Here is a 26,674-nt window from a genome sequence, read left to right as displayed (position 1 = left end):
CGCTGCAGGAAGTCCGCGCGGGTGATGTCGGCGCAGGAGTCCAGGCACTCGAAGAACCCGTGCGCCGCCGAACCGCGGGCGTGCACCACCCGCTCGGGAATGCGCTCATGGTCGAAGTGGGTGATCTTCTCGCGCAGGATGAAGTCCTGCAGCAGCACCGGCCCGCGCACGCCGGCCTTCAGCGAGTTCTGATTGTCGCTGATCGGCACGCCCTGATTGGTGGTCAGGAGCGTCGAGGCGCTATCGGCTTGCTGGTGCAGTTCGCCGCCGGACCCGAGCGGGGTCGGGGTTTCCGTTGCGGGCTTGTCCGCTTGGGTCTTGGCCATGATGAGAATCCTTGCGTCCGCCGATCGCTGGCGGGAAAAATGAGGGGGCGGGTCAGGCGGTCGTCGCCGGGGCGAGCAGCGCTATAAGTTCAATCTTGCGCGCCGCGAGCTTTGCGCCGATCGCATCCAGGTCCATGTTGGTCTCCCGCACCTCAGGGAAAAGCTCTTCTTCCTCTTCCTCGACGTGGTGGCGGACTTGTTCGCCCAAGACCTTGACCTTGGCGTCGTAGAGCGGTTGGCCGGGCTGCATCGCCTCGATCTCCGCAATCAAATTCTTGGCCCCCATGTGCTCGACCACGGCTTCGTCGAGAAGATCGTCGTCGCCAGTCTTGTTACGGGCGGCCGGATAGAACAGCTCTTCCTCGATCTCGGTGTGCACCTTCAGCGCCAGGCAAATCTTCTGCGCGAGCGCCTTCTTGTCGGAGTCGGAGGTGAGCTCTTCATAGGCGGTGAAATATTCGTCGACTTCCCGATGGTCCGCTACCAACAGGTCGATGGCGTTTTGCGGCGCGCCCTTCGGCGCGGGCTTCGATTTGGACACCGCCGCGCGGGCGGCGGTCTTCTGCGCCTTGGTTTTTGCCGTTGTGGCCATTGGATCGCCCCTATGTTGCAGTGGCGCCTTAACCCTGGGGAATCGATCCGGTTCCACTGTCATAAAGGCGACAATTCTCAATAAATTGAGCGCCTTACTGCAAAGGTTGGTTTGCGCGGACGCTCCGATCCACGCCGCGCCACCTCAATGACCATTTGCCGCCTGGGCTTAGCGGCCCAAGTGGCGCCGGAACGACGCAGCGAGCGCCGCTCAACGGGATAGGGCGTCTGTTCAGCGTTTTCGCGGGCCGCGGTCATGGCGGTCCAGGTGTGGTTGGGCGGACCACGTCTGGCCCGCCCAGGCGGGCGCAGATCGATGCGGTGACGGGCGTCGTCCCGGTGTGGCCGGTCTGAATTGTCGGTCTCCCTTAGAAGGCCCGCCGGCGCCGCTCCAACATACGCCGCGAGCGCCCGGTCAGGCCTGTCGGCGCGCGATCGCCGCCGCGACCGCGCGGGCGTCAGTGTTCGCACGACCTTCGGCCACCGCGTCTTGCACGCCAGACCCCATCGTCGCCATCCTCCTCCCCAGAAGCGCTTGGCGCGGCGCGCGGCCTCTCAGGAGCGAATCTGACCGGAGGTTCGGCTTCGCCTCGATCGTCGTCCTGCAACGCCGCCGGTCGGCCTTTTTCCGCCGCGCAGGGCGCTTTGCATCGCGAAGCAAAAAGGTCGTCCAGCGCCGTCCTTCGCCTGCTCCGGGCCTTACGGCTGCAGGGTGATCGACCGCCGGTCCAACGATCGCCATCGAGGCCGCGGCGGTCGCGGCCAAGATGAAACAGGAGAGACAGTTATGGCGACCATCGGCACTTTCACCAAGAGCGACACCGGGTTTACGGGCTCGGTCAAGACCCTGGCCCTCAACGTCAAGGCGACGATCCGCGCCGCCGACAAGGACAATGACCGGGCGCCCGACTTCCGCATCTTCGCCGGCTCCACCGAGTTCGGCGCGGCCTGGAAGAAGACCTCGCGAGAAGACCGAGACTACCTCTCGGTCAAGCTGGACGATCCGAGCTTCCCCGCCCCGATCTACGCCACCTTGGTGGAGACCGACGACGGCGAAACCCACACGCTGATCTGGTCCCGCCGCAACGGCGAGTAACGCCTCAGACGCCCCGCTCTTCGGAGCGGGGCGTCCTTATTGGCGTCAGCCAGGCGCGGCGGTCGCGGTGCAAATCCCGCGACCGCTCGTTATCAACGCGCCCAGCGAGAGCGTTCGATTTCGATCTCGTCGTCGGCGTAGGGCGGCGCGGATTCGTCGAAATGAGACCAGCCGCCCTGGCGATAAGCGGCCCCGCGGACCGCCACATCGACGTAGCCGATGTTGCTGATGGCGGCTTCCGCCAGCGCCAGCTTGTCGTCGGCGACCTTGGCGCTGACCAGGGTGCCCCCGCGGCGAACGCCTTCCGCGTAGACTTCGGCTTCTTCCCGGCTCACGCCAGCGTTCGTCAGCGCGCCGACGACCCCGCCCGCCGCGCCGACCACCGCGCCGCCGACGACGGCGCCGACGGCCGTCGACGCCAGCCAGCCCGCCGCGACCACCGGGCCGAGACCCGGAATGGCCAGCAAGCCCAGCCCGGCCAGGACGCCGCCGGCGGCGCCGACGACGCCGCCGATCGCAGCGCCCGCGCCGGCGTCCTTGGCGGCCGCTTCGCCAGCGGTGTTGTCATGGGGCTCGCGAACGTGGGCGCGGGCATGTTTCTTGTCAGACTTGTGCGAGACGAGGCTGATGTCGCCGTGCGGGACGCCGACGCGCTCCAGTTCAATAACGGCGTGTTCAGCGTCGGCGAAGCTATCGAACAGACGGGTGATGACTTGGCTCATTAGATATTTCCTTTGTCGGTCGATGCCGACGGATTGGGGGGAGGCGGCCTATTGCGCGGCGACGTTGCCTTTGTAATCGAGCGCGACATTCACGGTCTGGCCGTCACGGGTCGCGTGCGCCTGCCAAAGGCCGTCGGCGTCAAGGGCGAGGTCGGTGACGTTGGCGTAACCCGCCTTGCGAATGCGGCCTCTCGCCTGCGCCTTGGTGAAGGAGTTGTGCCCTTTGGCCAGGGGCGCCTGCGTCATGTCCTTGGGGGACTTGATCGCCGGGTTCTGAGTGGCGTGCGGGTCGGCCATGGGCCCCGCCTGGTCCTGAGCGGACGCGAAGCCGGCTACGCCGAGCGTCAATGCGGTTGAAATCGCCAGTGTTGTGAGAAGTTTCATAAAGTTGCCCTCTTAGCGCTCGCACCCAAACAGCCGATCTCGCAGGAGGTTCCGCTGAAACCCGCCTGGACCGGCGAATGTCGGTTGCAACACAGTCAGCATAGATGGCCGGCGCCGGAGTAGTGACGATGCACCGTCAGCGAGATCTTGAAGCTTAGCCTTAGAGGGCCAATCCCGGTGCTCGATTTGTGAGAGCGGGGTGAGCCGAAATTCTCATCGATACATGAGAGCTTAGCCGCAACGGAGGTTACGGTCTTTAGGCGTTTTGAGCGCAAGAGCCAGCTTAGGGCTCCGCCCTCGGCGCACTTCGGATCGGCTTCCGCCCAGCTTCCTTCGCGCTTCGCGCTGCGTGCAGCCGGGTCCCCGCGAAGCCGCCCCTCCGTTTGCACACCCGGTCTCGGCGACGGCCAGGGTTGCAGCGCAGCGCTGCGCTCAACCCAGACCTCAGGAGAAAAACCCGTGACCCTCATGACCCTGAACCCCAGCGAGCAAGCTGTCTCCGGCGGCTACCGCGTCGACGTCTCGCGCGGCGAGCGGATCGGCCGCGTCTCTTCGGAGTGGTTCTCCCGCCCCGATGACGAGCGCTATCTGGACCTCGACAGTCTGCATCATGCCCTACGGAGTCGGTTCGACCGCGCGACCGCCCGCACCGTGGAAAGCCGTGCGGTGCGTGTGGAGGCGAGCCGGGAGGATGCCGAACGCCTCGCCTTGATCGTGCCAGGGCGCGAGGAACCCGTCGCCTCGACCCACTGGAGCTTTGGCCAACTCTGCGGCCTGGTCAGCGCGCCCGCCGCCTACCTGCGCCAACTTCCGGCCCCCCTGGCGGGGATCAACCTGCAACATGGTCTCCTCACCCATCGCGCCGAGTTGGTGAAGACCCTAGAGACCGATGACGGGCGCGTGGAGCTTCGGGCCGTGACCGGACCGGACTATGGCCGCATCTGGGATCATGAGCTGGTCGGCGCGGTTCAGCGCATCGCCGGAAACGGGACCGGGGACACCCGGTGGAAGGTGCCGGGCGTTCTGGATTGGGCGAGCATGACCCATAATCCGTTCACCGACATCACCAAGGAGACGACCACCCTCTACGCCAGCGACCGCGACGTGTTTTTGTTCTTGGTGGACGATACCCACCCGATCGAGGCGGGTCGTCTGCCGGACGGTACGCCTGACCTCTATTTCAGGGGCTTCTATGCTTGGAACAGCGAAGTGGGATCGAAGACCCTGGGCATCGCCTCCTTCTATCTTCGCGCCGTCTGCCAAAATCGGAATTTGTGGGGCGTGGAAGGCTTTGAACAGATCAGCATCCGCCATTCTAAGTTCGCGGCCAAGCGTTTCGCCCATGAGGCCGCTCCGGCCTTGACCCGGTTCGCCAACTCGAGCCCCGCCCCGTTTGTGGCCGGGATTAAGGCGGCGCGTGAACGGATTGTCGCCCGCACCGAGGAAGACCGCGAGACCTTCCTCAGGCGCCGGGGCTTCTCCAAACCGGAGACGGGGCGGATCATCGAGACGGTGTTGCGCGAGGAGGGGCGGGCCCCGGAAAGCCTGTTCGACTTCGTGCAAGGGATCACCGCCCTCGCGCGCACCAAAACCCACCAGGACGCGCGTCTGGACCTGGAGGCTAAGGCCAAGGGGCTGATGGAGCGCGCCGCCTGAAAGACGCGGAGCCGTAGAGCCGGACGGTCGGCTCTACGGCTTTACGCCCTCGCGCCTTTACGGGTTTTCGGGCTTGCGGCTTTGCGCCCTCCCAGAAAGCCGACGACCCGGCTCTACGCGTTCACGCAACTGCGACGACGCGGGTTTACGTGACGACGGCTTTGCGCCGATCCGACTTTGCGGATCGGCGGCGGCCGCGCAGGGGCGCGTCCGGCGCTCGCCGGGCGGCGCCCGGCTCGCGGCCATCCGCGGGACCGGCGCCGCACTCCATCGCAGAACGCGGTGCGTGAACTGCAGCACGCCAAGTGGAAACGACGCTGGAGATTTCGGCGTTAGATGTGTCAAGTTCAGGCGGCGACCATGATCACACCGAACTTCGACGACCGAGCGCCCACCTGTGCGCAGCTCACCCCCTATGATGAGCGGCACCTGATCACCTATCTGCGGCTGCTCGATGCGGACGCGGAAGGCGCGGATTGGCGCGAGGTCGTGCGGATCGTCTTCGGCCTCGATCCAGGGGCCGATCCCGCGCGCGCGCGGATCGTTCATACCAGCCATCTCGCCCGCGCCCGCTGGATGACCACGACCGGCTACGCCTATCTGCTCGGACCCCCGCTCCAGTAACGTCCGCATTCGCGGGCATCATCCTGAATGCGCGCGTGGCGTGCATCGCCTGCCGCGATCATCGCGGCTATGCGCGTGCGGGCGGCTCGTGCGCGCCCTTACCCCGTGAACGGAAGGGAGGGCCAAGTGGAACAGGCGCCCGATTGGCGGTCCCAAACCCCTGACGCCGCCCTGAGCACGCTCGAGCGTCCGGGCTTCGCGCTGGAATTTCTCCTGCGCAGCGCGGTGTATCGACGGGACTACGCGCGCTTGTCCCGCCGCATCGCCGCCGGCGCCGTGGCGGCCGACGAGGCGACGGCCCAGCTGGCGCAACGCTGGGGGTTGAGCTTTCCCGGTTGATCCAAAGCAAATGCCTCGTCCGCCCGTGCTTTGGCGACCGCAGCTGACGCCCGTCGCCGTCCTTCTCACTGAGGCGCCGGCCGGATTCGCCGGACCTCACATGAGCGACCTAGACGTTCTCGGGCCGGTTTTGGTCGAGCACCACGCGGAGGACGGCCGCCACGTGCTCTTAGGCGACGCCGAAGGTGAGCAGCAGTATTGGCGGCTGGGTCCCAACGCCGGGCGACGCCTTGCCGCGCTCGTGCCGCTCGACGGGGACTTGTCCCTTCGCCTGGAGAGTGTGCGGCGGCTCTATCGCCGCCTTCAGGGCAAACCGGCCGGGCCGCCGCCCCGCCGCTGACGGCTGACGCTCCAACAGCGGCGGCGGTTGATCCTGATGCTTCGCGCGCTGGACGGTCACCTCGCCGGCGCCAGTCAGCGCCAGCTGGCCATCGCCCTGTTCGACACCGCGCTGAAGGACATCCGGCCGGCGGACTGGAGCGCCTCCGCGCGCCGAGCCCAGGTCATGCGGCTTGTGGCCGACGGCTTGGCGCAGATGAACGGCGGTTACCGCGCCTTGCTCCGGGGGGAGTGATCCGCGCTTCAGCCTTTCGCGGGCCGGGAATGGACGTTTTGGCGTTGCGCCACTTCGTGCTCCGCCGCCCCGCCGACGGTCCGCCACTCTGCCCGTCGATCCGCCGGATGCGTCGGCGGTTCGCCGGATTTCGCCCATGCCCGACCCCTTCGCCAAACACCCCCAACGCTTTCTTCGAACGCCCGAGGCGGCGCGCGTGCTGGGCCTTTCGGCCCGCACCCTGGAAAAGCACCGCACCTTCGGCACCGGCCCGACCTATCGCAAGCTCGGCGGCCGGATCGTCTACGCCATGGAGGATTTGCAGACCTGGGCCGACCTCGGCCTGCGTCAGTCGACCTCCGATCCGGGCCAGGGGCGCATCTATCCGGCCGCGGCGCGCCCTGACGCGCGGCCCCGCTGATCGGGGCGCCGCATGTCCGCGCCGCGCTCGCCCCAGTCGCCCGCCTCCGAACGCGCCCGCCTGGCCCCGTTCCAAGCCGTCAACACCGGCCGCCCCCGCGATCAACAGGATCTGATGGAGCGCCCCTTCTTCTCCCTGTCCAAATCCCGTCGCGTCGCCCCGATCCTCTACAAGGCCAGCGACGTGGAAGTGCAGGTCCTCGGCGTCCCCGAGCATGGTCTCGCCACCATCTGGGACGCCGACGTGCTGATCTGGGCCGCGAGCCAGATCGTCGAGGCCGAGGACCATGGTCTGGCGACCTCCCGGTTTTTCCGCTTCACGCCCTATGGGCTGCTGCGCGCCATCGGCCGCGCCACAGGCGCCACCGAATATCGCCTGCTGAAGCGCGCCCTGATGCGTCTTCAATCGACGGTGGTCGCCACCACCATCCGCCATGGCGCGCATTGGCGGCGCCAGCAGTTTTCCTGGATCAACGAGTGGGAGGAGATGACCGCCCGGTCGGGCCGGATCGAGGGGATGGAGTTCGTCCTGCCCGACTGGTTCTACCGCGGCGTCGTCGACCGCTCGCTCGTGCTCACCATCGATCCCGCCTATTTCCGGCTCACCGGCGGGGTTGAGCGGTGGCTCTACCGTCTCGTGCGCAAGCACGCCGGCCGCCAGCGCGCCGGCTGGTCGTTTGAGATCGCCCATCTTCACGCCAAGTCCGGCAGTCTGGCCCGGCCCTCCGATTTCGCCCTGGACCTTCGGCGCATCGTCGCCCGCCAGCCGCTTCCTGGCTACCGCTTGCGCCTGGACCGCCGCGGCGCGCGCGAGATCCTGCATTTCGTCTCGGCGGAGGTCTCCACAGGCCCTGTGAATAAGTCTGTGAATCAGTTCGTGAGATCAGGCGCGCCAGGTCTCGTGACATCAGGCGCAGACCTGTCGGGATATCGGACGCACGACCGGCAGCTAACGCTTTGGGCGGATGAAGAAATCGACGCCCCTAACTTAGAGTCTAATACAGAGTCTAACCTTGTAGTAGAGGACCCGCCGCTCAAAGTGGCTGCGCCTCAGTCGTCCCTCCGTCCATCCGCGACGCGGAGGAGGGCGCCATGATCCTGGCCCTGCTGAACCAGAAAGGCGGGGTCGGGAAGACCACCCTGGCCCTGCACCTCGCCGGCGCCTGGGCGCTTCGGGGCCGCCGCGTCACCGTGATCGACGCGGACCCGCAGGGCTCCGCGCTCGATTGGGCCGAGCAGCGGGCCCGCGAAGGCCTGCCGCGGCTCTTCGGCGTCATCGGCCTCGCCCGCGACACCCTGCACCACGAGGCGCCTGATCTCGCCGGCGCCGTCGATCATGTGGTCATCGACGGGCCGCCTCGCGTCGCTGGCTTGATGCGCTCGGCGCTGCTCGCGGCCGACATCGTGTTGATCCCGGCCCAGCCGTCGCCGCTGGACGGATGGGCCTCCGGCGAGATGCTCAAACTGGTCGCCGAAGCGCGCATCTTTCGGCCGCAGCTCCTCGCCCGCTTCGTGCTGAATCGGTGTCCCGCCGGCACGATCATCGCCCGCGAGACCGCTGACGCCTTGGCCGAGCACGACCCTTCGGCGCTCATCGCCCGCGTCGGTCAGCGCGTGGTGTTCGCCGATGCGGCGCGCACCGGGCGTCTCGCCCCGGAGATCGACGCCGCCAGCGCCGCAGCGCGGGAAATCTGCGCGCTCGTCGCCGAAATCGAACGGTTGGCGCCATGACCGCCGCACCGCGACCGCGCTTCACCGCTCGCCCCGGCGACGCCGACATCTGGGTCAAGACCCCAGAGCCCACGGCGGCCCGTTCCGCCGCGATCTTCACGGCCCGACTGACGATCGACGTCACCCCCGCCCAGCGCGGACGCATCAAGGTCACCGCCTTCCGACGCGGGATCACCGTCGCTGACATGCTGCGCGACCTCCTCGCGCGCGAATTTCCGGACACCGATGCAGGCGCCCCATGACCGATCGTTCGCTCACCAACCCAACGCCGATTGACGACGCGGGCGACTGGACCCGCGTCGAGCTGACCTGGTTCGAGAAGCGCATCGAGCACTGGATGCGCTTCGGTCGGCCCGTGCAGGAGACGATTCTCGACCGTCGCCGACGGGTGCTGAGTTTCGCGCCCGGAAGCCTGTTCGCCTTCGTCCGTTGGGCCTCCAACGACTTCGGCACCGTCGTCTCGCGCATCGATATCGTCAGCGCCGCGACACCTGGAAAGCCCTACCAAACTCTCCCGTTTGTCCGGCCGGGCGGCGAAGTCCTGCTGCACATCAACGGCTGGCCCAAGGTTCAGCAGGCGTTGCAGGCCATCGATGCGGTGGAGGCGGTCGGCCTGAACGCCGCCGACGCCGCGCCCGACCACTGGCGCCACGTCCACAATCGCCTGACGGCAGGAGAGCCGGCGCGCCCCTACACGTTCGCGGCCCATCGGGCGTGGCTGTTGCGCCGGCGGATCGGGTCATGAGGCGGCGCTGGCTTTGCACGGGCGTTGCGCTCGGGGCGATCGGTCTGATGCTGGCGCCCGTCGCCGTCACACCGCGGCCGCGGCTGCTCTGGAACGCTAGCGCCAGCGTGCCGATCGGTCTCTACGTCGTCCGTCCGCCGGGGTCGCTGCACGTCGGCGACCTTGCCGTCGCCCGCCCGCCGGCCGCCCTGGCTCGGTATCTGGACGCCCGCCGATCGCTGCCGCTGGGCGTCCCGCTGGTCAAGCTGGTCGCCGCGTTGACGCCGCAACGCGTCTGCCGCTTTGGCGCCGGGGTCAGCATCGATGGCGCGGCGGTCGCCATGGCGCTGGCGCATGACCGCCGCGGCCGATCGATGCCGGTCTGGCAGGGCTGCTTCACGCTCGCCTCGGATGAAGTCTTTCTGCTGAACCCAGGCCGCCCCGACAGCCTCGACGGCCGCTATTTCGGACGCCTCCCGCTCGCCGTCGTCGTCGGCCGCGCGGCGCCGCTCTGGATTCCGAGAGCGCCATGACCTTGCCGCTGCGCTGCTCTGCGCCTGACCTTCCTTTGTTCGATCGAAAGCCGCACCCTTCCTCCGCCCCGACCGAGGTCTGCGCGGCCAGCGCGCGCAGCGGCGGTCCAGGGCGGCCGTCAGGCCGGCGCGACCGCGCCTTGCCCTGGACGGCCGAGAGCACGCTGGCACGCTGCGGTCCGATTGGGCGGAGGTGTCTTGGGATCGCCGTCGTTCTGTCGGTCTTGCCCGGGGCGGCCCTCGCTCAAGCGCTATCTTCCCCGCCGGCCGTTGGCCCGGTCGTCGCGTCGTCCCCGATCTCTAATCTTGTCGATGAGGCCGCGGCGCGCTTCGCGGTGCCGGCCCTTTGGGTGAGGCTCGTGCTGCAGGTTGAGAGCGGCGGCGATACGCGTGCGGTCTCGCCCAAAGGCGCGCTCGGCCTCATGCAGCTTATGCCTGAAACCTTCGCCCGGCTGCGCCAGTCTTACGGTCTGGGCGCCGATCCGCTGCAACCCCGCGACAACATCTTGGCCGGCGCGGCGTATCTCCGCGAAATGTACGACCGCTATGGCGCGCCGGGCTTTCTGGCCGCCTACAACGTCGGTCCAGGACGCTACGAACGCCATCTCGCGACCGGGCTGCCGCTGCCTTTGGAGACCCGGCTCTACCTCGCGCGACTGGTCCCGTTGATCGCGAGTGTGCAAGCCGGCCGCGCCGCGATAGCGCCCGATCCGTTCGCTTGGGCCCGTGCGCCGTTGTTCATCGCCGCGCCAAAACCCAGCGATGCGTCGCCGGTCACCTCTTCCGACGCCGCCTTCGAACCATCGCCGCCGCCTTCGTCCACGCGCCCGTCAACGGTCGATATCACCGGTCTGGAGCCGCAGGCGGCGGGCCTGTTCATTGATCGCCGTCGTTCGGAGTCGCCCCAGTGAGGTGCGGGAGAGGGGTGGAGAGAAGGGGGCCGTGCTGCTCGATCCGGCGATGGCAAGATAAAAGCACCGCCGTCGGCCGGGGTGCATATGGTTGGTTTTGTTGGGATATTCGCGCCGGCTCACCGTCGCGTGCGCCGTCGCTTCGCGGCGAAATCCCAATAATATCAACCCTCCAAGCGCCATCGTTGGGCGGTTTTGGGCGAAAGCGCCTCCGTTGAGCGCCGGCGAGGACGAGGTCTCCGTCCGCCTTGGCCGCATCCGCCATAGCCGCGGCGCCGAGGCGAAGAGCTTCGTCGGCCAGGTGATGCAGGCGGCGCGCAAGGCCGGCCAGACGGGGCGGGTATTCGGGTCGCGTCGGCAGGGCGGCGGGAGCTCCCGGTTCGGCCGCGGTCGCGCCGCCGCCATCGGCCGGTCGCTCCGCTCGCCCACGCGCCGCGTCGTGATCAAGGCCCGCGTCGTGCGTCACGTCGGGGCCAAATTCCGAGCGGCTCCGCTGGCGCGGCACGGCGCCTATCTGCGGCGTGATGGCGTCACCCGCGACGGCGTGCCTGCGCAGATGTTCGATACGAACAGCGAGCAGGCCGACGTCAAAGCCTTCGCCGAGCGGTGCGAAGACGACCGCCATCATTTTCGGTTCACGATCTCGCCCGAGGACGCCGATCAGATGGGCGACCTTCGCGCGTTCACCCGCGAGCTCATGGCCGACGCCGAGCGGGACCTGGGCGGCCGGCTCGACTGGGTCGCGGTCGATCATTGGAACACCGACAACCCCCATATCCACCTGCTGGTCCGCGGGCGCGCCGAGGATGGCCAGGACCTGGTCATCAGCCGCGATTACATCAGCCGGGGCTTACGGATGCGGGCCGAAGACCGGGTCACTCTGGAGCTGGGCCCGCGCAGCGGGCACGAGATCGGCGCCGCGCTTCAAAAGGAGGTGGAGGCCGAACGGTGGACCAGCCTCGACCGAGCCCTTCGCGCCTATGCCGACGAAGGTGGCGGCGTGGCCGACCTACGGCCTGAGGCGGGAGCGCCCGATCCTGGGTTGCGCAGGCTGATGATCGGTCGGGCGATGAAGTTGGAACGCCTGGGGCTCGCTGAGCCGGCGGGACCCGCCGCCTGGATTCTGAAGCCGGACGCGGAGAAGACCCTTCGCGAACTCTCGATCCGTGGCGACATCATCAAGACCCTGCATCGCGCCATGGCCCGAGGAGACGGGACGCCGGACGTCGCCCGCTTCGCCATCCACGATGAAAACGTTTCCGAGCCCGTGCTGGGGCGGCTGGTCGAACGCGGGCTGCACGATGAGGTCGAAGGTTCGGCCTATGCCATTGTCGATGGCGCGGACGGGCGGATCCATCACCTGCGGTTCGGTGATCTGGAGATGACAGGCGACACTCGGCCCGGCGCCCTTGTCGAGCTGCGCGCGTGGGAGGACGTCAACGGCCGGCGGCGATCGGCTCTGGCGGTGCGGTCCGATCTCTCGCTGGAGGCCCAGGTCACTGCGGACGGGGCGACCTGGCTGGACCGTCAGCTCATCGCCCGCGACCCCGCCCCCACGGCCGGCGGCTTCGGTGGCGAGATCCGTGCGGCGATGTCGCGGCGGGCCGACCACCTACTGGCCGAGGGGCTCGCTCAACGCGCGGGCGGCCGCACGGTGTACGTCCAAGGCTTGATCGACACCCTGCGTCGCCGTGAGCTGGACGCCTCGGCGGCGCGGCTCGCAGACGAGACGGGACTTGTCCGGACGCCGTCCGCCTCAGGGGATGTCGTCGCCGGGATCTACCGCCAGCGGCTCGCGCTCGCGTCGGGTCGCTTTGCGATGATCGATGATGGTCTCGGCTTCCAACTTGTGCCCTGGCGTCCGGCGCTCGATCAGCACCTCGGACAAAACGTCTCCGGTACGATGCTTCCCGGCGGCGGCGTGGACTGGAACCTTGGGCGCAAGCGGGGGCTGGGGCGATGATCGTTTGTCCTATCGTACACACGTTGCAGTGTCCTCTGCTGAGGAAGCCCGCCCCGGTGGCCCAGAGATAGGCCGTTTCGATCTGTCGAACGGGTGTCGCCCTAAAGCTAAGCTGCAAGAACGTTCATTCCAGGAGAGCTACCGAAAATCTAAACATCGAAGCTATGCTTTAAACATCCTGTCGAGGAGGGCGATTGGCTCCGGAACAACTGCTTCAGTTAGGAGCTTTTGCCGATAGCCAAGGAGGCGCCCATGCAATCGAGCCCGACCGTTCCCGACGACGCGATCAAGCATAAATCGGACCGGGCTTCCGGTGGCGACGCCGTTGCGGTGCGCGCCGTGACCGTCGGCGGCAAGACGCGAGACGAACTCTACGCCTTCTGGCGCGACCTGACCAACCTGGCGCGGTTCATGGAGAACATCGAACGGATCGACCGACTCGACAACGACCGCTCGCATTGGGTGGTCAAGGGGCCGGCAGGGCAGACGGTGGAGTGGGACGCCCGCATCAGTGAGGATGAACCCGGTCGCCGGATCGCCTGGATTTCGGAAGAGGGCGCCCAGGTTAAGAACCATGGCGTGGTGGAGTTCCGCGACGCGCCGTTCGGCCGGGGCGCCGAGATCCACGCCACCATCGTTTACGATCCGCCCGGCGGCGCGATCGGCAAGCTGGTGGCCGAGCTGTTCCAGAAGGAGCCGGGCGTGCAGGCCAAGCGCGATCTGCGGCGGCTGAAAATGCTGTTGGAGACCGGCGAGATCGCCACGACCCAATATCCCGACGCCGCGCCTCGCTACAAGAAGAGCGACGCCACGGACGAGGCTAGAAGCGCCGAGACGCGCTGAGCTCAAATACCCCGAAAATATTATGCGTTTCAGGAGTTACAGATGCGCGCCGTAACCTGGCATGGCAAGCACGACATCCGCGTCGACACCGTGCCCGATCCCAAGATCGTCAATCCGCACGACATCATCATCAAGACCACCGCCACCGCCATCTGCGGCTCGGACCTGCATCTCTACGACGGCATGATCCCGACCATGGTGCCGGGCGACATCATGGGTCACGAGTTCATGGGCGAGGTGGTCGAGGTCGGGCCCGAGGTCGCCAACCTGAAGGTCGGTGACCGGGTGGTGAACCCGTTCACCATCGCCTGTGGTCAGTGCCATCACTGTAAATCGTCGTTCTACAGCGCCTGCGAGAACTCCAACCCGTCCGACAAGGCGCCGATGATGGAGGCGCTGTACGGCTACGCCGGTTCGGGCCTGTTCGGCTATTCGCACATGATGGGCGGCTATGCCGGCGGCCAAGCGGAATACGTCCGCATCCCGTTCGGCAATGTGGGGCCGATCAAGATCCCCGCCGGGCTGGACGACGAGCAGGTGCTCTTCCTCTCCGACATCTTTCCGACCGCCTATCAGGCGGCGGAGAACTGCAACATCCAAAAGGGCGACACCATTGCGGTGTGGGGCCTGGGCCCAGTCGGACAGCTCTGCGTCAAGAGTTGCTTCCTGCTCGGGGCCGAGCGGGTCATCGCCATCGACCATCGCACCAAGCGGCTGGAGATGGCCAAGGCGTCAGGCGCCGACGTGATCAGCTTTGAGGAAGTCCGGGTCAACGAGGCGCTGACCGAGATGACCGGTGGTCGCGGTCCGGATCACTGCATCGACTGCGTCGGGCTGGAGGCCCATGGCTGGGCGGCCGACAACGTGCTCGACTTCGTCAAGACGACGCTCAAGCTCAGCTTCGACCGGCCCCATGTGCTGCGTGAGGCCATCGTCGCCTGCAAGCCCGGCGGCACGCTGTCGATCCCTGGCGTCTACGGCGGACTGCTAGACAAGGTCCCGTTCGGCGCCGCCTTCGGCAAGGGCCTGACCTTCAAGATGGGCCAGACCAACATGCACAAGTATCTCGCGCCTCTGCTGGAACGGATACTCAAAGGCGAGATCGACCCCAGCTTCATCATCAGTCACCGGCTGTCGCTGGAAGATGCGCCGAGCGGATTCAAGAACTTCCATGACCATCAGGACGAATGGACCAAGGTCGTGCTGCGCCCGCAGTAGGCCACGTCAAAGCACAACGCCGGACCTCATCGAGCATAGCTTCAGGAGACCCTCGTGGCTCAAGCCTTCGACCTCAAACGGCTGGCGGACCGGCTCAGCGCCGCGGCCGATCGCATCGCCGCTTCTCCGGCGCATCTGCGCACAGAAGTAACGCCGACCGATCTCATCGTCGCAGCCCACGGACACGATGGCGGCCACGGCCGCGGGCGCACCGAATCCCTCGCCTTCGGAATCCTATTCCACGACGACGAGGACAGGCTGGCCCAGGGCCCTGGACCGCCTGGAGATCTACTGCCGCGAAAATAGTCTCTCAAATCCACCAGCCATCGAAGGGAGAAAACCCATGACTGATTCCCAAATCCGTCCGTTCGCCGTGGTCACCGGCGGGTCCAACGGCATCGGCTACGAACTGGCCCGTCAGTTCGCCGACAACGGCTACGATATCCTGATCGCGGCCGAGGACGCTGGCCATCTGGCCGAAGCGGCGCAAGGCCTGGAGTCGCTCGGCGCGGGCGTCGTGACCCATGCCGCGGACCTCTCCCGCGAAGACGGCGTGGAAGGGCTTTATCAGGTGATCCGCAACATGGATCGTCCCGTCGACGTGCTTTGCGTCAACGCTGGCGTAGGCCTCAGCGGCGCCTTCGCTGAGACCGATCTGCAGCGCGAGCTGAAGATGATCGACCTCAACGTCCGCGGCGCGGTGCAGCTGACCAAGCTGGTGTTGAAGGACATGGTCGCGCGCGATCGCGGCAAGCTGCTGTTCACGTCCTCGATCGCCGCCACGATGCCGGACCCGTTCGAGGCCGTGTATGGGGCGACCAAGGTGTTCCTGCGGTGGTTCGGCGAGGCGCTCCGGGAAGAATTGAAGGATACCGGCATCGGCGTGACGGTGCTGATGCCCAGCGTCACCGAGACCAACTTTTTCAACCGCGCCGAGATGCTCGATACCAAGGCCGGCGCTTCCGACAAGAAGGACGATCCGGCCGTCGTCGCCAAAGCCGCCTTCGAGGCGCTGCAGCACAACAAAGACAAGGTGCTGCCGATGGCCAAGAACAAGGTCATGGGCGCGATCGCCGACGCCCTGCCGGACACCCTCGCCGCCAAAATCCACAGCGGGATGTCCAAACCCGGTTCAGCGGATAACTGAGCCGGCCGGCTTGGATGCAAATAGACCCGCTACACCGTCCGAGGCTGCAGGTCCTGAATGGCGTAGCGGGTCGTTCCTACCCGTAGAGCAGGCGGCAGGCCCGGTCGGCCGCGGCATCGACTGTTTCCCACGCCCATAAATTTGCGGATCCAAGGCGATCTTCCGTCCGGCGATCACTCGGAACGGGCTCTCGAAAGTGAGCCTTGAGGAACCTGTGGGCTCAGGCTCGTGTTGAAGCCCCAGGAGACACTCATGAAATATCTCGTTCTCACCGGAGCCGCGGCAGCTTTGATCGCTGGCGCCGCGCTAGCCCAGGCGCCGACGTCAAAGGCTCGTGTTGGCCGGGATGCGGGCGACGCCGCCGCCGCGCCAGTGGGGATGTTGTCGGCATCCACCCTTGGCTCGATGGACGCCAAGGGCTTCGTGGAGAACGCGGCCCGCAGTGACATGTACGAGATCAAGGCCAGCAAGCTTGCGCTTGAAAAGACCCAAGATCCCGAGATCAAGACGTTTGCGCGCGAAATGATCCGCGATCATATGAAGACGACCCAAGCGGTCAAGGCGCACCTGCCCCCTGGGATCACGCCGCCCGCCGAGCTCGACAAGCGCCGGCAGGGCCTGCTCGACGATCTGCGGGCCTCCAGCGGGCCGGAGTTCGACAAGCGGTATATCAACCAGCAAGTCGCTGCCCACGAGGAAGCGCTCACGTTGATGAAGGGCTACGCGGCCCATGGCGACAAGTCTGGCCTGAAGATGGCCGCGGCCAAGGCGGTTCCAATCGTCACCCACCATCTGGAAATGATCAAGGCGATGGCCAAGACCCATTAAACGCGGTGCGTGGGCTGGGGCTGACGGCTTCCACCCGCGGCCGATCCACTGCGGCACGACGGCGAAGCAGCGACCTAATCGTCATCTGAAGTCCCGGGTTTTGATTTTCATCTCGTCGATGTGTCGGTGCGGATCGAACAGGTCGCGGGCCTTCATGCCCTTGGGCGTATCTCGCGGGTCTGGCCGGGCTGGTCCGCGATGCAGATCATCACCGCGGCCATGGGGAAGCGGGAACGGCGCCTCGTGGTCGCCGACGCTCGCCAGATCGCTGGAGAGGTCGGTGAGCCGATAGGCGACCATGTGGACCACCTCGCCCTCGCGCTGGATGCGGCCTCTAACTCCGAGCATGGACGCGGCAAGGACCACGCGGCGCTGCTTTTCAAAGAGCTGCGGCCAGATCACCAGATTGGCGACACCGGTTTCGTCCTCAAGGGTGATGAAGAGCACGCCTTTCGCTGAGCCCGGCTTTTGGCGCACGAGCACGAGACCGGCCGTGGTCAGGAGCTTGCCGTCCTTGGCGCGGCCTGCATCCAGACAGGTGACGATCCCCTGCGCGGCGAGGCGAGGGCGCAGGAAGCTGACAGGATGCTGGCGCAGCGTCAGCCCGACATGGCCGTAGTCCTCAACAACCTCCCGGCCCGCCTTCATGGGTCTCAAGGCGACGGCGGGCTCGCTGGTTTCCGGCACGATCGCCTGCTCGCGAGCTGAGGCGGCGGCGAAGAGCGGGAGCGGCTCATCGCGAAGCGCCTTAATGGCCCACAGCGCGTCCCGTCGCGCCAAGCGAAGCGCCGATTGAAAGGCATCGGCTTCGGCGATTTTCACCAGCGACGCGGCGGGAACGCCGGCGCGGCGCCAGACGTCGTCGACGCTCGCAAACGGACGGTCGGCGCGCGCCGTAGCGATAGCGGCGGCGTCGACATTGGCGAGGCCGCGCACCATGCGAAAGCCCAGCCGAACCGCGAACCGTTCCGGGTTGCGGGTCGGCTCCAGCGTGCAATCCCACCGGGAGGCGTTGATGCAGACGGGCCGCACCTCGACCCCATGCTCGCGGGCGTCGCGCACGATTTGCGCTGGGGCGTAGAATCCCATCGGCTGCGCATTGAGCAACGCCGCGCAGAAGACATCGGGGTGCCAGCATTTGAGCCAACTCGAGGCGTAGGCGATCAGCGCGAAACTTGCAGCGTGGCTCTCCGGAAACCCGTAGGAGCCGAACCCTTCAAGCTGAGAGAAGGTCTTGGTGGCGAATTCGGGCGTGTAGCCGCGCGCAACCATGCCGTCGATCAGTTTGGCGCCGAACGAAGAAACCCCGCCGGTATGTTTAAACGTGGCCATGGCCCGGCGAAGCTGGTCGGCCTCTGTGGGTGTGAACCCGGCGCATTCGATGGCGACGCGCATCGCCTGTTCTTGAAAGAGGGGGACACCCAAGGTTTTGCCGAGCACCTTCTCCAGTTCCGGCAGAGGATATTCGACCGGTTCCTTGCCTTCCCGCCGGCGCAGATAGGGATGGACCATGTCGCCCTGGATCGGGCCGGGGCGAACGATCGCCACCTCGATGACCAGGTCGTAGAACGTCCTGGGCTTGATGCGCGGGAGCATGGCCATCTGCGCCCGGCTTTCGATCTGGAAGGTTCCCAGCGTGTCGGCCTTGCGGATCATCGCGTAGGTCGCCGGATCCTCCGGCGGAATGGTGGCCAGATCGACGTCGATCCCTTTATGGGCTTTGAGCAGATCGAAGCCGCGCTTCATGCAGCTGAGCATCCCCAGCGCCAAGACGTCGACCTTCATGAACCGCAAGGCGTCGATGTCGTCCTTGTCCCACTCAATCACCTGGCGGTCGGCCATGGCCGCCGGTTCGATCGGCACCAGTTCATCCAACCGGTCGCGGGTCAGGACGAAGCCGCCGGGGTGCTGAGACAGGTGGCGGGGCGCGCCCATCAGTTGGCGCGCGAGATCCAGGGTGAGGCGCAGGCGCCGATCGCCCAGATTGAGATTGAGCGCTTCGGCGTGTTTGGCTTCGACACCTTCCTCGGACCAGCTCCAGACCTGACTGCTCAGGAGCTTGGTGAGATCTTCGGGCAGGCCGAGCGCCTTGCCGACGTCGCGGATGGCCCCGCGGCCGCGATAACGGATCACGGTGGAGCAGAGGGCGGCGTGGTCGCGGCCGTAGGTCTCGAACACCCACTGCATGACGATCTCACGCCGTTCGTGCTCGAAGTCCACGTCGATGTCCGGCGGCTCGCGGCGTTCGGCGCTGATGAAGCGCTCGAACAGAAGGTCGTTCAGCGCCGGATCGATGGAGGTGATCCCAAGCACGTAACAGACGGCGGAGTTGGCGGCCGACCCGCGCCCCTGACAAAGGATGTCTTGGGACCGCGCGAAGCGGACGATGCTGTTGACCGTCAAAAAGTACGGGGCGTACTCGAGCTGTTGGATCAGCTCCAGTTCGTGGCGAAGGGTGGTGCGGACCTCGTCCGGCAAGCCGTCCGGGTAGCGCTCGGCCGCGCCCTCCCAGGTCAGGCGTTCCAGCGCCTCCTGCGGCGTCAGGCCTGGGATGCAGGCCTCTTCCGGATATTGATAGGCCAGCTCGTCCAAGCTGAAGCGACAGAGATCGGCGATCTGCACCGTCCGCTGCAGCGCCTCGGGATAGGCGGCGAACAGGCGGTGCATCTCGTCGACCGGCTTCAAGAACCGGTCGGCATGGCGTTCTCGTCGAAACCCCAGCTGGTCGATGGTGCAATTGTGGCGAATGCAAGTGACCACGTCCTGCAGCATCCGCCGCTCCGGCTCATGAAACAGTACGTCGTTGGTCACCACGGTCGCGACGCCCACCTGCACGGCGAGGTTGACGATCTTGTGCAGGCGCAGCGCATCGCGGGGTCGCCGCCGCAGGCTGAGCGCCACATAGGCCCGCTCGGCGAAGATTTGACGCAGTCGGCGCAGGTTCAGGACGCAGGTTTCGTCCGCCGCGTCCGGCACGAGAACGGCGACCAGCCCGTCGGCCCACTCGGCGACGTCGGCCCAATCGAGATTGCATTTGGCTTTGCCCGCGCGGCGCTTGCCGAGCGACAGCAACCGGCAAAGCCGCGCGTAGGCGGGTCGATCTGTCGGATAGACCAGGATCCCGGTCCCATCGACTAAATCCAGTCGACAGCCGACAATGAGGCGAACGCCCGTGACCTTGGCCGCCTCGTGCGCGCGCACGATGCCGGCGAGGGAATTGCGGTCCACAATCCCCACCGCCTCGATACCGTTCATCGCGGCTTGTTCGAACAACTCCTCGCAGGAGCTCGCCCCCCGTAGGAAGCTGAAATGGCTGGTCGTTTGCAGTTCGACGTAGCGGCTCATGGCACAGGCCGGGTGACGACCCGCTTGTCAGGCCTCGCGCTGCACCACGACAGACGCCGAGCCGGTGTCGATCTCGATCGCGTGGTATCGCGGCCGTTCCACCAGAAGTTTTTCCGCGTGAGCCAGAGCTTCTGTGTCGTCATTGAAATATTCAATGTCGAATGTTGCGGGCGTTCGAGCTTTATCGAGGTAAAAGAAGGTATATTGCTGCGCCATTGTGCTGGCCCTTCGAAGCCCCCGTCCCCTCTGCACGCGGAATACGCGAAAAAGAAACGGCAAAGCTGGAGAAACGTTCCAGGATGGGGGGCTGTTGACCTGACTGTATGGACCGGTGACGGGTGGGGCTTCATCCGAACAGCCCATGCATGAACCAGGATAGATCGCCCGTCGCGGCGCGCTCGCCATCACCGCGACGAAACACCCAGTAGCGTTCGCCCGCGGTGTCCTCGAGCTGGAAATAGTCCCGAACGGCGTCGAGCTCGCCATCCCGTCGCCACCACTCGCCAAAAATCCGCTCGGGCCCGTCGGCGCGTCGGACGCGGCGCCGCGTCCCGCGCCAGGTGAATGAGACCGGTGGCTGGTCCGGCAGAAGCGCGACCGTCTCGATGGGTTCAGGCCGGGCCAGCAGCCGTGAGGGCCGGGGCCAAGCGGGCGACCAGCTCGCTCCCGTGGCGGGAGCCGTCGGCGCGATCCGCTGAACCGACCGTTCCGGCACATCGCTTTCGCCCGGCGTCATCCGATAGAGGCGACGTTCGCCTAGGCGGTTGGCCAGCGTGTCCACTAAGGCGGAGACATCGGCTTCCGGCGCCGCGATCAAGTCGCTGGCGCCGGGCTTCCAATCCAAGGGCTCGGCAAGCGACGCCGTCAGCACCATGACCTCGACGCCGAACCCGGGGTCCACCGTCTCGAGCTTATCGCAGAGCAGCCGCGTCAGGCGCGCGATGTCGCGCACCGGCTGGGCCGTTCCGATCCGGATCGCTTCCACCCGATTGTCAACGCGCAGGAACCGCAGGTCGAGCGTCCGCGCGCCCAAGCCCTTGGTCTCCAGGATCGCACAGAGGCCTTCGACCAGTTGCAAGGTGTAGCGCGCGAGGGTCTCCGGAGCGCCGACGGGTTCGGCGAACGCTCGGCGCACCTGGATGGGGTCGGGCGCTTCGACCAGGTCGATCGGCTCGTTCACGCGGCCGTACACCTGATCCAACCGGCGTGTCAGATCGATCCCAAAGCGCAGCGCCAGGGGCGCGCGGGGTTGGCGCTCCAGATCGCCAATCGTTTCGAACCCTAGGCGTTCGAGCGTATCGACCAGGTCGGCGGACAGTCGCAGCGCCCGGATTGGAAGTGCGCCGGCGGCGAGGCCGCTTCGATCGCTGGCGACGACGAGCCGGGGGTCGGCCGCGAACCGGGCGAGGGCGTGCGCTGCGCCCCACGATCCGGCCATCGCCGCCCGCGCGGTGACGCCGACCGCCGCCAACCGATCGATCATATCCGCCAGCAAGGCGTCCTCGCCGCCAAACCGATGCGCGGCGCCGGTGACGTCCAGGATCAAGCCGTCGGGCGGATCAGGGGCGACGAGGGGCGAATAACGGCGCAGCGCCCACAGCGCTAGCCGCTCCAAGGCTAGGGCGTCGTCCTGCAGATCCGCGTCGTGGAGGATGAGGTCGGCGACCAGCGCGCGGGCTTTGGCGGCGGGAACGCCAGGGCGGAGTCCGAGTCCGAGGGCGGGGGCGTTGGCCGCCAGCACCACGCGTTTGCGGCCGTCTCGGCCGATCGTCACGACCGGCGTGTCAGCCGGCGGCGCGTCTGGACCCAGACGCCGCCGGATCCGATCGGTCGGCCAGCTCGGCAGGGAGATCGAGACGACCCGTCTCATCACAACATTCCAGTTCAAAATCCGCACAGTCCCCCGCCTTGCAGCGGAGCAGTTCAACTCGCCATCGGGCCCGTCCGACGCCTGCGGTCGGCAAGGGTGTTGAGGGCAGGGCGCTCACCCGCCAGCGCGTGGTCGCCGCGGTGGGCTGCCCAAAATCGGCGGCCTCAGTGGATCGCCGCCATCGGCGGATAGCGAGCCCCATGACCCCGGCGCCCTCCGCGGCGAGCTGCAGTCGGCGCGAGGCGGTCATCGACAGACGGCCCACCTCGCCGACGACGGCGCCCAGGCCCTTGTGGCGCAGCCCCTCCTCGAAACAGGCCAAGACCGCCTTATCGTCGCCCGCCTCCACATAGATCACCCGGTCCGGCGCAAGGCCGGCATGCGCCGTCGCTGGGGCGAAGAGATCGGGCCGGACCACACACCAGAGCACCTGACCGCAGGTGCGCGCCGCGATCCCGGCGACGAAGAGGGCCGCAGCGGCGCCGTCCACCGCGTCGCGTCCGCCGCCGGCCACTTCGTGCAGCGCGCCGATCGCCAAGCCGCCTCCGGGCAGACGCGCATCCAGGCAAGCGACCCCAAACGGCAAGACGTCCCGGCGCACGCGACCGCGCGCCTGGATCTTCTCGATCTCGCCGCGCAAGGCGGTGAAGGCGGGGGGCGGCCGCGGGGCGTGCATGAAATCCAAAACAAGGCAGTTGAAAGCATGTTCCTAATTTGTTCTTCTTGGGCGCGATCAGAGTCAAGCGCCGGGTCCGTGCCGGTCGTTGCAGGATAGATCTTCATGAGAGCTCTCAAGACGGATGCAACCTACCAAGCCGATCTCTTCGGGCGTCCCCACCAAGCGGAAATGACTGCGCCAGAAGGCTTTCGCCATTGGGCCGAGATTTTCTCGCCGGAGGTTGAGATGGACCTGGTGCGACATATCGCTGAGCTGCCGTTCAAGCCCTTTGAGTTCCACGGCCATCTCGGCTATCGGCGCGTCGTCTCGTTTGGGTTTCGCTACGACTATGCGCGCCGCACGATCGAGCGGTCCGAGCCGATGGCGGCGTTTCTCTTGGTGGTGCGGCGCGAGCTAGCCGCGGTTGCCGGAAAGCCGGAAGCCGCGTTCGTGCAGGCGCTCATCAACGAATATCCGCCCGGCGCAGGCATCGGCTGGCACCGGGATAAGCCGCAGTTCGACCTGGTGATGGACCTCTCCCTACTCGCGCCCTGCGTCCTCCGATTTCGACGGGCGGCGGGGGTCAAGTGGGACCGGGCGGCCGTCCCCCTCGCGCGGCGGTCCGCCTATCTGTCGACCGGTCCGGCGCGCGCCGCTTGGGAGCATTCCATCACGCCCTTGGAGGCTTTGCGCTACTCGATCACTTTAGAACCCTGCTTTAGCCCACACCAAAACCAAGTGGCGAGGCGATTGGCGCCTCGCGCCCCACGCGGCCGCCCCCTATGCAGGGCGCCGTTGAATCCCTCTGAGAGCCGATGGCTGTGACGCGCATTCTCGATCTGGACGGCCACCCTTCTGTAGAGGGCGAGCACCAATACTTTCGCCTCGTCCTCGACGGCGTCGACGACCTGTCTTCAGCCGACGTGCTGCGTCTGACCGATCGGGCGACCGGGGCTGTCTCTTATTGGCGAGCGTCGCCGCCGACCGGCCACGAGAGCTTGGAGAACACCGGGCGAGGCTGGCGCGGCGTGCTGACGCAAACCGACAAGGGCGGCAAGTAGCGGGGCGCCCGCGGATCGCGGACCGTGGCGGCGAGCGTCGCGCCGATTACGGGACAGAGTTTTGGGCGCTCGCGGGCGGTCGCGTCAGCCAACCTCGCAGGAGCTCGAAGGTCTGCGTCGCCCCAGCCTCGATCGCCGGCTGATCGGCGTCGGACGAGGCTGAACGCACGTGGTCTTGAAAGGCCCGCCACATGGTCCCGGTCTCGGTGCGATAAGGATCGAAATAGGTCAGGCCCGCCTCTGGCAGCCAAGGACGACCCTGAAGCGCTCTGCCGATCAGCCGCCCCCCGAGCGTGGAGCCCTCCATAACATAGAGCGATCCGATGGCGGCCTCGACCGTGTGCGATAGGTCTGCGGCGGCGGCGCATTGGGGGAGGCGCGCGATCTCATGGGCCGACAGTCCCAAGGCCTGCAGGTCGCGTTTCAAGTGGACGAGCCTTGAGCGGGAGGTCATGAGCGCGGCGAGATCGCCGTGCCGGCCGACGGTGGCTTCCCAAACCACATGGAAGCCCCAGAACCGCTCGAGCAGACGGGCGAAACGATCTTTAAGGAGCGGTGGCCGCAGCAGGTCGAGATCGCGCTCGAGCCGCCGGTGGGCGACGGCGGTGGCGGCGCGCAGCCGGTCCATCACGTCCACACCGGCGCCCTTGGGGAGCGGTTCGCGCGTCACGGCGATTATTTGATCGGCGCGGTGACAGCGACTCGAAGGCCCGGTGCGTTGCTGGCCTCTTCGAACGTGCCGGACAATTGTTGGACCATGGCGGCGAGCATGCGGGACCCAAACCCCTGTCGCGTGCCACTCTTCCCTTGGCCGTTGTCCGCCACGATCAGCCGGAAGCGGGACCCGTGCTGCTCCAACGTGATCGAGATCGGTCCCGGCGCGCCGGCATAGGCGTACTTGTTCGCATTGATCACCAGCTCGGTAAGGATCAGCCCGACGTGCACGGCCTCGTCCGCCGAAACGATGATCGGGGCCAGATGGGTGGTGATCTCGTTAGCCCACGCGCCGCCCATCGAGGATTTGAGCTCGGTGCAGAGATCCGCCAGATAACGGGATAGGTCCACCGTCTCCGCCCGCTCGTCGCTGTAGAGCCGGCGATGCACCAGCGCCACCGCCGACACCCGCCGTTGCGCTTCCTCGAGGTGGCGGGTCAGAGCGCCATCGGACTCGGTCTTCGCCTGCAGTCCAAGGAAGGCGGACACCAGTTGCAGACTGTTCTGAGTGCGGTGGTCCACCTCCTTCAGCAGGTAGTCCTTTTGTCGAAGCAGCTGCTCGTTGTCGTTGAGCGTCGCAGTCAACTTGCGGTTCAACTCGCGCATACGGCGGTTCTGGCGCGCTTCGAAGACGTTGCGCATCAGCCGGTTGGCCGACTCGATCTCCAGCAGTCTCCAGGGCTGCGCCCGTCCGCGAATGGCTTGACTCCAGGTCTCGAAGGAGGCCCGCGGCGTCAGGACGGCCTCAGGATCGGCGTCGACCGCCTTGTGCGGATTGCCAGCCCAGTTGACCTCTTCCAGCTCCTCTGGCCGGAACCACATCAAAACCGTGGACTGGTCGGTCGACATGGTGGTGGCGAGAACACCGCTGGCGCGATCCTGGTAGGCTTGGGCCGGTGGATGGAGCGCCGCCAGATTGTGGGCGCTGAACGGTTCGAGGGCGATGCGGCCCTGTACCCAGATCGCCAGCTCCCGGACCGCCTCCGGATCGGGGCAAACGCCGGAGAGGTGCAGGTCGTCGCCCTGAACGGCCGCGAAGCCGGTCGCGGCGAGCATGCTGCAAAGCTTTTCACCGGTGCTGGCGAAAAAGGTGTTGAGGGACTCCCCGCCATTGAACTCAGCCATCGCAGCGTCTTCGAGCGAGCGCAGCCGGATGCGTTCGCGATAGTGCTCCGCCTCCTGCTTGGCCCGGATTTGGCGGGACAGGCTGCTGGCCAACGCCTGACAGGCGAGGCGAACGTCGGACCGCAATCGCCGGGGCGTCTGGTTGTGACAGGCGATCAGGCCCCAGAGCACGCCGTCCCGGACGATCGAGATCGAGGCCGAGGCCGCCACACCCATGTTCCTCAAATATTGGAGGTGGATCGGAGACACGCTTCGAAGCGCCACGTCGCTCATGTCCAGGGCCGAGAGATCGTTGGACGCCGACCGCAACGGCGCGGGCTCATAGGTGACGTCGGGGATGATCCGCACGCGATTGCGCACATAGAGCGCCCGCGCCTGCTTGGGGATGTCTGAAGCGGGGAAGTGGTGGTTCAGGAAGGATGGGAGCATGGGATCGCGGTCTTCGGCGAGCACGACGCCCGCGTCGTCGTCGAGAAACCGGTAGACCATCACGCGATCAAACCCAGTCAGCCGCCGAAACGCCACCGCGGCCTGAGCGCAGAGTTCTCGCAGGCCCGCGGCCCGCTCGAACAGCGTGGCGGAAATGTCCAAGGCGGACAGGGCGTCAGCCGCAGACATGACGCGAGGGGAGGCCGGCTCAAGCTCAACCACGATCCAGCCCTCCGACCGATGGGCCGTGGCGTCGAACGTTTGCCCCATCCGATCGACCTGGTTCAAGACGATGGTCGTGCTGTCGGGCGCGGCGTCGAGCCTGGCGCGGACGTCCTGGTCCAGCAGATCGGCCAAGGTTCGGCCTAGCCAATCGGCCGCCAGGCGTCCCTCGACATCTCCCGCGCCCCCAAACACCACGAGGTTGATCGCGGCCGCCACCAGCAAGAGGCCGTGGGGCTGAATCGATCCGGGGATGTGAATGGGCTCGCGGTCGCAAGCCGTGAGATCGCTCAGGGCCACGCCGCCGAGACGCTGAGCCGCGCCGGCGGCGACGCCACCAGACCGAACGGTCGCCCCCAGTTGCGAGGTATTGATGGGGTCGGACAAGAGGCCCTTTCAGACGAACCGTTGAAGCGGGGAGGCCTCAGCCGCCGTCCTTCGGACCCTAAGCTTGGCTTTTCGGAATAGCGCGCGGCAAATATAAATATCTGTCCGCGGCCAAGTCGCGTGAGCGCCTCCTCGCGGCGCGGAAAATAGAATGGACGCAGCCTGAGAATCCCTAGATACGGGGGTGCGGCCCATTGAGACAACCAGGACCTGTGCCACGTTCTGATTATCTAGGACGAGATGCTGATCGCTCT

General features: G+C 66.7%; 30 protein-coding genes and 1 pseudogene. 21 read left to right on the top strand and 10 right to left on the bottom strand.

The window, feature by feature from the left end; all coding sequences use genetic code 11:
- A partial coding sequence (locus GSQ87_RS13270) for a catalase (protein ID WP_158917649.1) occupies positions 1-326 on the bottom strand: 326 nt, incomplete at its 3' end.
- Between the two features lie 52 nt (positions 327-378).
- The gene (locus tag GSQ87_RS13265) at positions 379-999 is read right to left on the bottom strand and encodes a hemerythrin domain-containing protein (protein ID WP_254062946.1); all 621 of its coding nucleotides are present in this window, start codon (positions 997-999) and stop codon (positions 379-381) included.
- A 705-nt stretch (positions 1,000-1,704) separates the two neighbouring features.
- On the opposite strand from GSQ87_RS13265, the gene GSQ87_RS13260 reads away from it, so the two are divergent.
- Entirely contained in the window at positions 1,705-2,013 is a 309-nt protein-coding gene (locus GSQ87_RS13260) for a DUF736 domain-containing protein (protein WP_158915885.1), read from the top strand.
- Positions 2,014-2,105: 92 nt separating this feature from the next.
- Here GSQ87_RS13260 and GSQ87_RS13255 read toward each other — a convergent pair whose 3' ends face one another.
- Together GSQ87_RS13255 and GSQ87_RS13250 are read right to left on the bottom strand one after the other, a co-directional pair.
- Positions 2,106-2,735 carry a hypothetical protein gene (locus tag GSQ87_RS13255; RefSeq protein ID WP_158915884.1) on the bottom strand — a complete coding sequence of 210 codons (630 nt, stop codon included), beginning with the start codon at positions 2,733-2,735 and terminating at the stop codon, positions 2,106-2,108.
- A gap of 48 nt (positions 2,736-2,783) precedes the next feature.
- A complete protein-coding gene (locus tag GSQ87_RS13250) occupies positions 2,784-3,119 on the bottom strand; it encodes a PepSY domain-containing protein (protein WP_158915883.1) in 336 nt (111 codons plus the stop codon).
- 468 nt (positions 3,120-3,587) lie between these two features.
- Here GSQ87_RS13250 and GSQ87_RS13245 point away from each other — a divergent pair, with 468 nt between their 5' ends.
- The 18 genes and pseudogenes from GSQ87_RS13245 (at position 3,588) to GSQ87_RS13160 (ending at position 16,609) form a co-directional block, all read left to right on the top strand.
- Positions 3,588-4,775 (top strand): DUF932 domain-containing protein, encoded by a 1,188-nt coding sequence (locus GSQ87_RS13245; RefSeq protein WP_158917645.1) that lies wholly within the window; start codon positions 3,588-3,590, stop codon positions 4,773-4,775.
- Positions 4,776-5,135: 360 nt separating this feature from the next.
- Positions 5,136-5,399 carry a DNA -binding domain-containing protein gene (locus GSQ87_RS13240; protein ID WP_158915882.1) on the top strand — a complete coding sequence of 88 codons (264 nt, stop codon included), beginning with the start codon at positions 5,136-5,138 and terminating at the stop codon, positions 5,397-5,399.
- 126 nt (positions 5,400-5,525) lie between these two features.
- Positions 5,526-5,738, top strand: coding sequence for a transcriptional regulator domain-containing protein (locus GSQ87_RS13235; RefSeq protein ID WP_158915881.1), 213 nt, complete (start codon positions 5,526-5,528; stop codon positions 5,736-5,738).
- A gap of 10 nt (positions 5,739-5,748) precedes the next feature.
- Positions 5,749-6,078, top strand: coding sequence for a hypothetical protein (locus GSQ87_RS13230; RefSeq protein WP_371416669.1), 330 nt, complete (start codon positions 5,749-5,751; stop codon positions 6,076-6,078).
- 3 nt (positions 6,079-6,081) lie between these two features.
- On the top strand, positions 6,082-6,312 hold the full coding sequence (locus GSQ87_RS13225) for a DUF2285 domain-containing protein (protein ID WP_158917643.1): 231 nt from the start codon (positions 6,082-6,084) through the stop codon (positions 6,310-6,312).
- Between the two features lie 136 nt (positions 6,313-6,448).
- A complete protein-coding gene (locus GSQ87_RS13220) occupies positions 6,449-6,712 on the top strand; it encodes an AlpA family transcriptional regulator (RefSeq protein WP_158915879.1) in 264 nt (87 codons plus the stop codon).
- A 12-nt stretch (positions 6,713-6,724) separates the two neighbouring features.
- Positions 6,725-7,510 (top strand): annotated as a pseudogene (locus tag GSQ87_RS13215) (replication initiator protein A); the annotation flags it as partial.
- Positions 7,511-7,803: 293 nt separating this feature from the next.
- A complete protein-coding gene (gene parA, locus GSQ87_RS13210) occupies positions 7,804-8,442 on the top strand; it encodes a ParA family partition ATPase (RefSeq protein WP_158915877.1) in 639 nt (212 codons plus the stop codon).
- On the top strand, positions 8,439-8,684 hold the full coding sequence (locus tag GSQ87_RS13205) for a hypothetical protein (RefSeq protein ID WP_158915876.1): 246 nt from the start codon (positions 8,439-8,441) through the stop codon (positions 8,682-8,684). Before parA ends, GSQ87_RS13205 begins: the two co-directional genes overlap by 4 nt.
- Positions 8,681-9,187 (top strand): DUF2840 domain-containing protein, encoded by a 507-nt coding sequence (locus tag GSQ87_RS13200; RefSeq protein WP_158915875.1) that lies wholly within the window; start codon positions 8,681-8,683, stop codon positions 9,185-9,187. Before GSQ87_RS13205 ends, GSQ87_RS13200 begins: the two co-directional genes overlap by 4 nt.
- Complete coding sequence (locus GSQ87_RS13195; RefSeq protein WP_158915874.1) at positions 9,184-9,699, top strand: S26 family signal peptidase; 516 nt, start codon at positions 9,184-9,186, stop codon at positions 9,697-9,699. Before GSQ87_RS13200 ends, GSQ87_RS13195 begins: the two co-directional genes overlap by 4 nt.
- Positions 9,696-10,610, top strand: a complete 915-nt coding sequence (locus tag GSQ87_RS13190; protein ID WP_158915873.1) for a lytic transglycosylase domain-containing protein — start codon at positions 9,696-9,698, stop codon at positions 10,608-10,610. Before GSQ87_RS13195 ends, GSQ87_RS13190 begins: the two co-directional genes overlap by 4 nt.
- A 214-nt stretch (positions 10,611-10,824) precedes the next feature.
- Complete coding sequence (locus tag GSQ87_RS13185; RefSeq protein ID WP_174241434.1) at positions 10,825-12,573, top strand: DUF3363 domain-containing protein; 1,749 nt, start codon at positions 10,825-10,827, stop codon at positions 12,571-12,573.
- Positions 12,574-12,825: 252 nt separating this feature from the next.
- Entirely contained in the window at positions 12,826-13,416 is a 591-nt protein-coding gene (locus GSQ87_RS13180; RefSeq protein WP_158915872.1) for an SRPBCC family protein, read from the top strand.
- A 42-nt stretch (positions 13,417-13,458) separates the two neighbouring features.
- Positions 13,459-14,634 carry a zinc-dependent alcohol dehydrogenase gene (locus GSQ87_RS13175; protein ID WP_158915871.1) on the top strand — a complete coding sequence of 392 codons (1,176 nt, stop codon included), beginning with the start codon at positions 13,459-13,461 and terminating at the stop codon, positions 14,632-14,634.
- Positions 14,635-14,688: 54 nt separating this feature from the next.
- Positions 14,689-14,940 carry a hypothetical protein gene (locus tag GSQ87_RS13170; protein WP_158915870.1) on the top strand — a complete coding sequence of 84 codons (252 nt, stop codon included), beginning with the start codon at positions 14,689-14,691 and terminating at the stop codon, positions 14,938-14,940.
- A 37-nt stretch (positions 14,941-14,977) separates the two neighbouring features.
- Positions 14,978-15,781 carry an SDR family oxidoreductase gene (locus GSQ87_RS13165; protein ID WP_158915869.1) on the top strand — a complete coding sequence of 268 codons (804 nt, stop codon included), beginning with the start codon at positions 14,978-14,980 and terminating at the stop codon, positions 15,779-15,781.
- Between the two features lie 228 nt (positions 15,782-16,009).
- A complete protein-coding gene (locus GSQ87_RS13160) occupies positions 16,010-16,609 on the top strand; it encodes a DUF4142 domain-containing protein (RefSeq protein WP_158915868.1) in 600 nt (199 codons plus the stop codon).
- 81 nt (positions 16,610-16,690) lie between these two features.
- On the opposite strand, the gene GSQ87_RS13155 is transcribed toward GSQ87_RS13160, so the two are convergent.
- The 4 genes from GSQ87_RS13155 to GSQ87_RS13140 form a co-directional block, all read right to left on the bottom strand.
- The gene (locus tag GSQ87_RS13155) at positions 16,691-19,954 is read right to left on the bottom strand and encodes an error-prone DNA polymerase (protein WP_158915867.1); all 3,264 of its coding nucleotides are present in this window, start codon (positions 19,952-19,954) and stop codon (positions 16,691-16,693) included.
- Positions 19,955-19,981: 27 nt separating this feature from the next.
- Positions 19,982-20,170, bottom strand: a complete 189-nt coding sequence (locus tag GSQ87_RS13150; RefSeq protein ID WP_158915866.1) for a hypothetical protein — start codon at positions 20,168-20,170, stop codon at positions 19,982-19,984.
- A gap of 130 nt (positions 20,171-20,300) precedes the next feature.
- Entirely contained in the window at positions 20,301-21,824 is a 1,524-nt protein-coding gene (locus tag GSQ87_RS13145; protein WP_158915865.1) for a DNA polymerase Y family protein, read from the bottom strand.
- Positions 21,739-22,500, bottom strand: coding sequence for an ImuA family protein (locus GSQ87_RS13140; protein ID WP_158915864.1), 762 nt, complete (start codon positions 22,498-22,500; stop codon positions 21,739-21,741). The genes GSQ87_RS13145 and GSQ87_RS13140 overlap by 86 nt, the downstream gene beginning before the upstream one ends.
- Before the next feature lie 105 nt (positions 22,501-22,605).
- Here GSQ87_RS13140 and GSQ87_RS13135 point away from each other — a divergent pair, with 105 nt between their 5' ends.
- The gene (locus GSQ87_RS13135; RefSeq protein WP_158915863.1) at positions 22,606-23,307 is read left to right on the top strand and encodes an alpha-ketoglutarate-dependent dioxygenase AlkB; all 702 of its coding nucleotides are present in this window, start codon (positions 22,606-22,608) and stop codon (positions 23,305-23,307) included.
- Entirely contained in the window at positions 23,298-23,543 is a 246-nt protein-coding gene (locus GSQ87_RS13130; RefSeq protein ID WP_158915862.1) for a hypothetical protein, read from the top strand. Before GSQ87_RS13135 ends, GSQ87_RS13130 begins: the two co-directional genes overlap by 10 nt.
- Positions 23,544-23,589: 46 nt before the next feature.
- Here the strand turns inward: GSQ87_RS13130 and GSQ87_RS13125 are convergent, their stop codons facing one another.
- Entirely contained in the window at positions 23,590-24,213 is a 624-nt protein-coding gene (locus GSQ87_RS13125; RefSeq protein ID WP_158915861.1) for a biliverdin-producing heme oxygenase, read from the bottom strand.
- Between the two features lie 5 nt (positions 24,214-24,218).
- A complete protein-coding gene (locus tag GSQ87_RS13120) occupies positions 24,219-26,420 on the bottom strand; it encodes a histidine kinase dimerization/phosphoacceptor domain -containing protein (RefSeq protein ID WP_216839291.1) in 2,202 nt (733 codons plus the stop codon).
- Between the last annotated feature and the right edge of the window lie 254 nt (positions 26,421-26,674).

This window comes from Caulobacter sp. S45, from assembly GCF_009765965.1.
Classification (GTDB): Bacteria; Pseudomonadota; Alphaproteobacteria; order Caulobacterales; family Caulobacteraceae; genus CAHJWH01.
The sequence above is the reverse complement of the archived record's forward strand: the minus strand, read 5'-3'. Positions and strand labels throughout refer to the sequence as shown.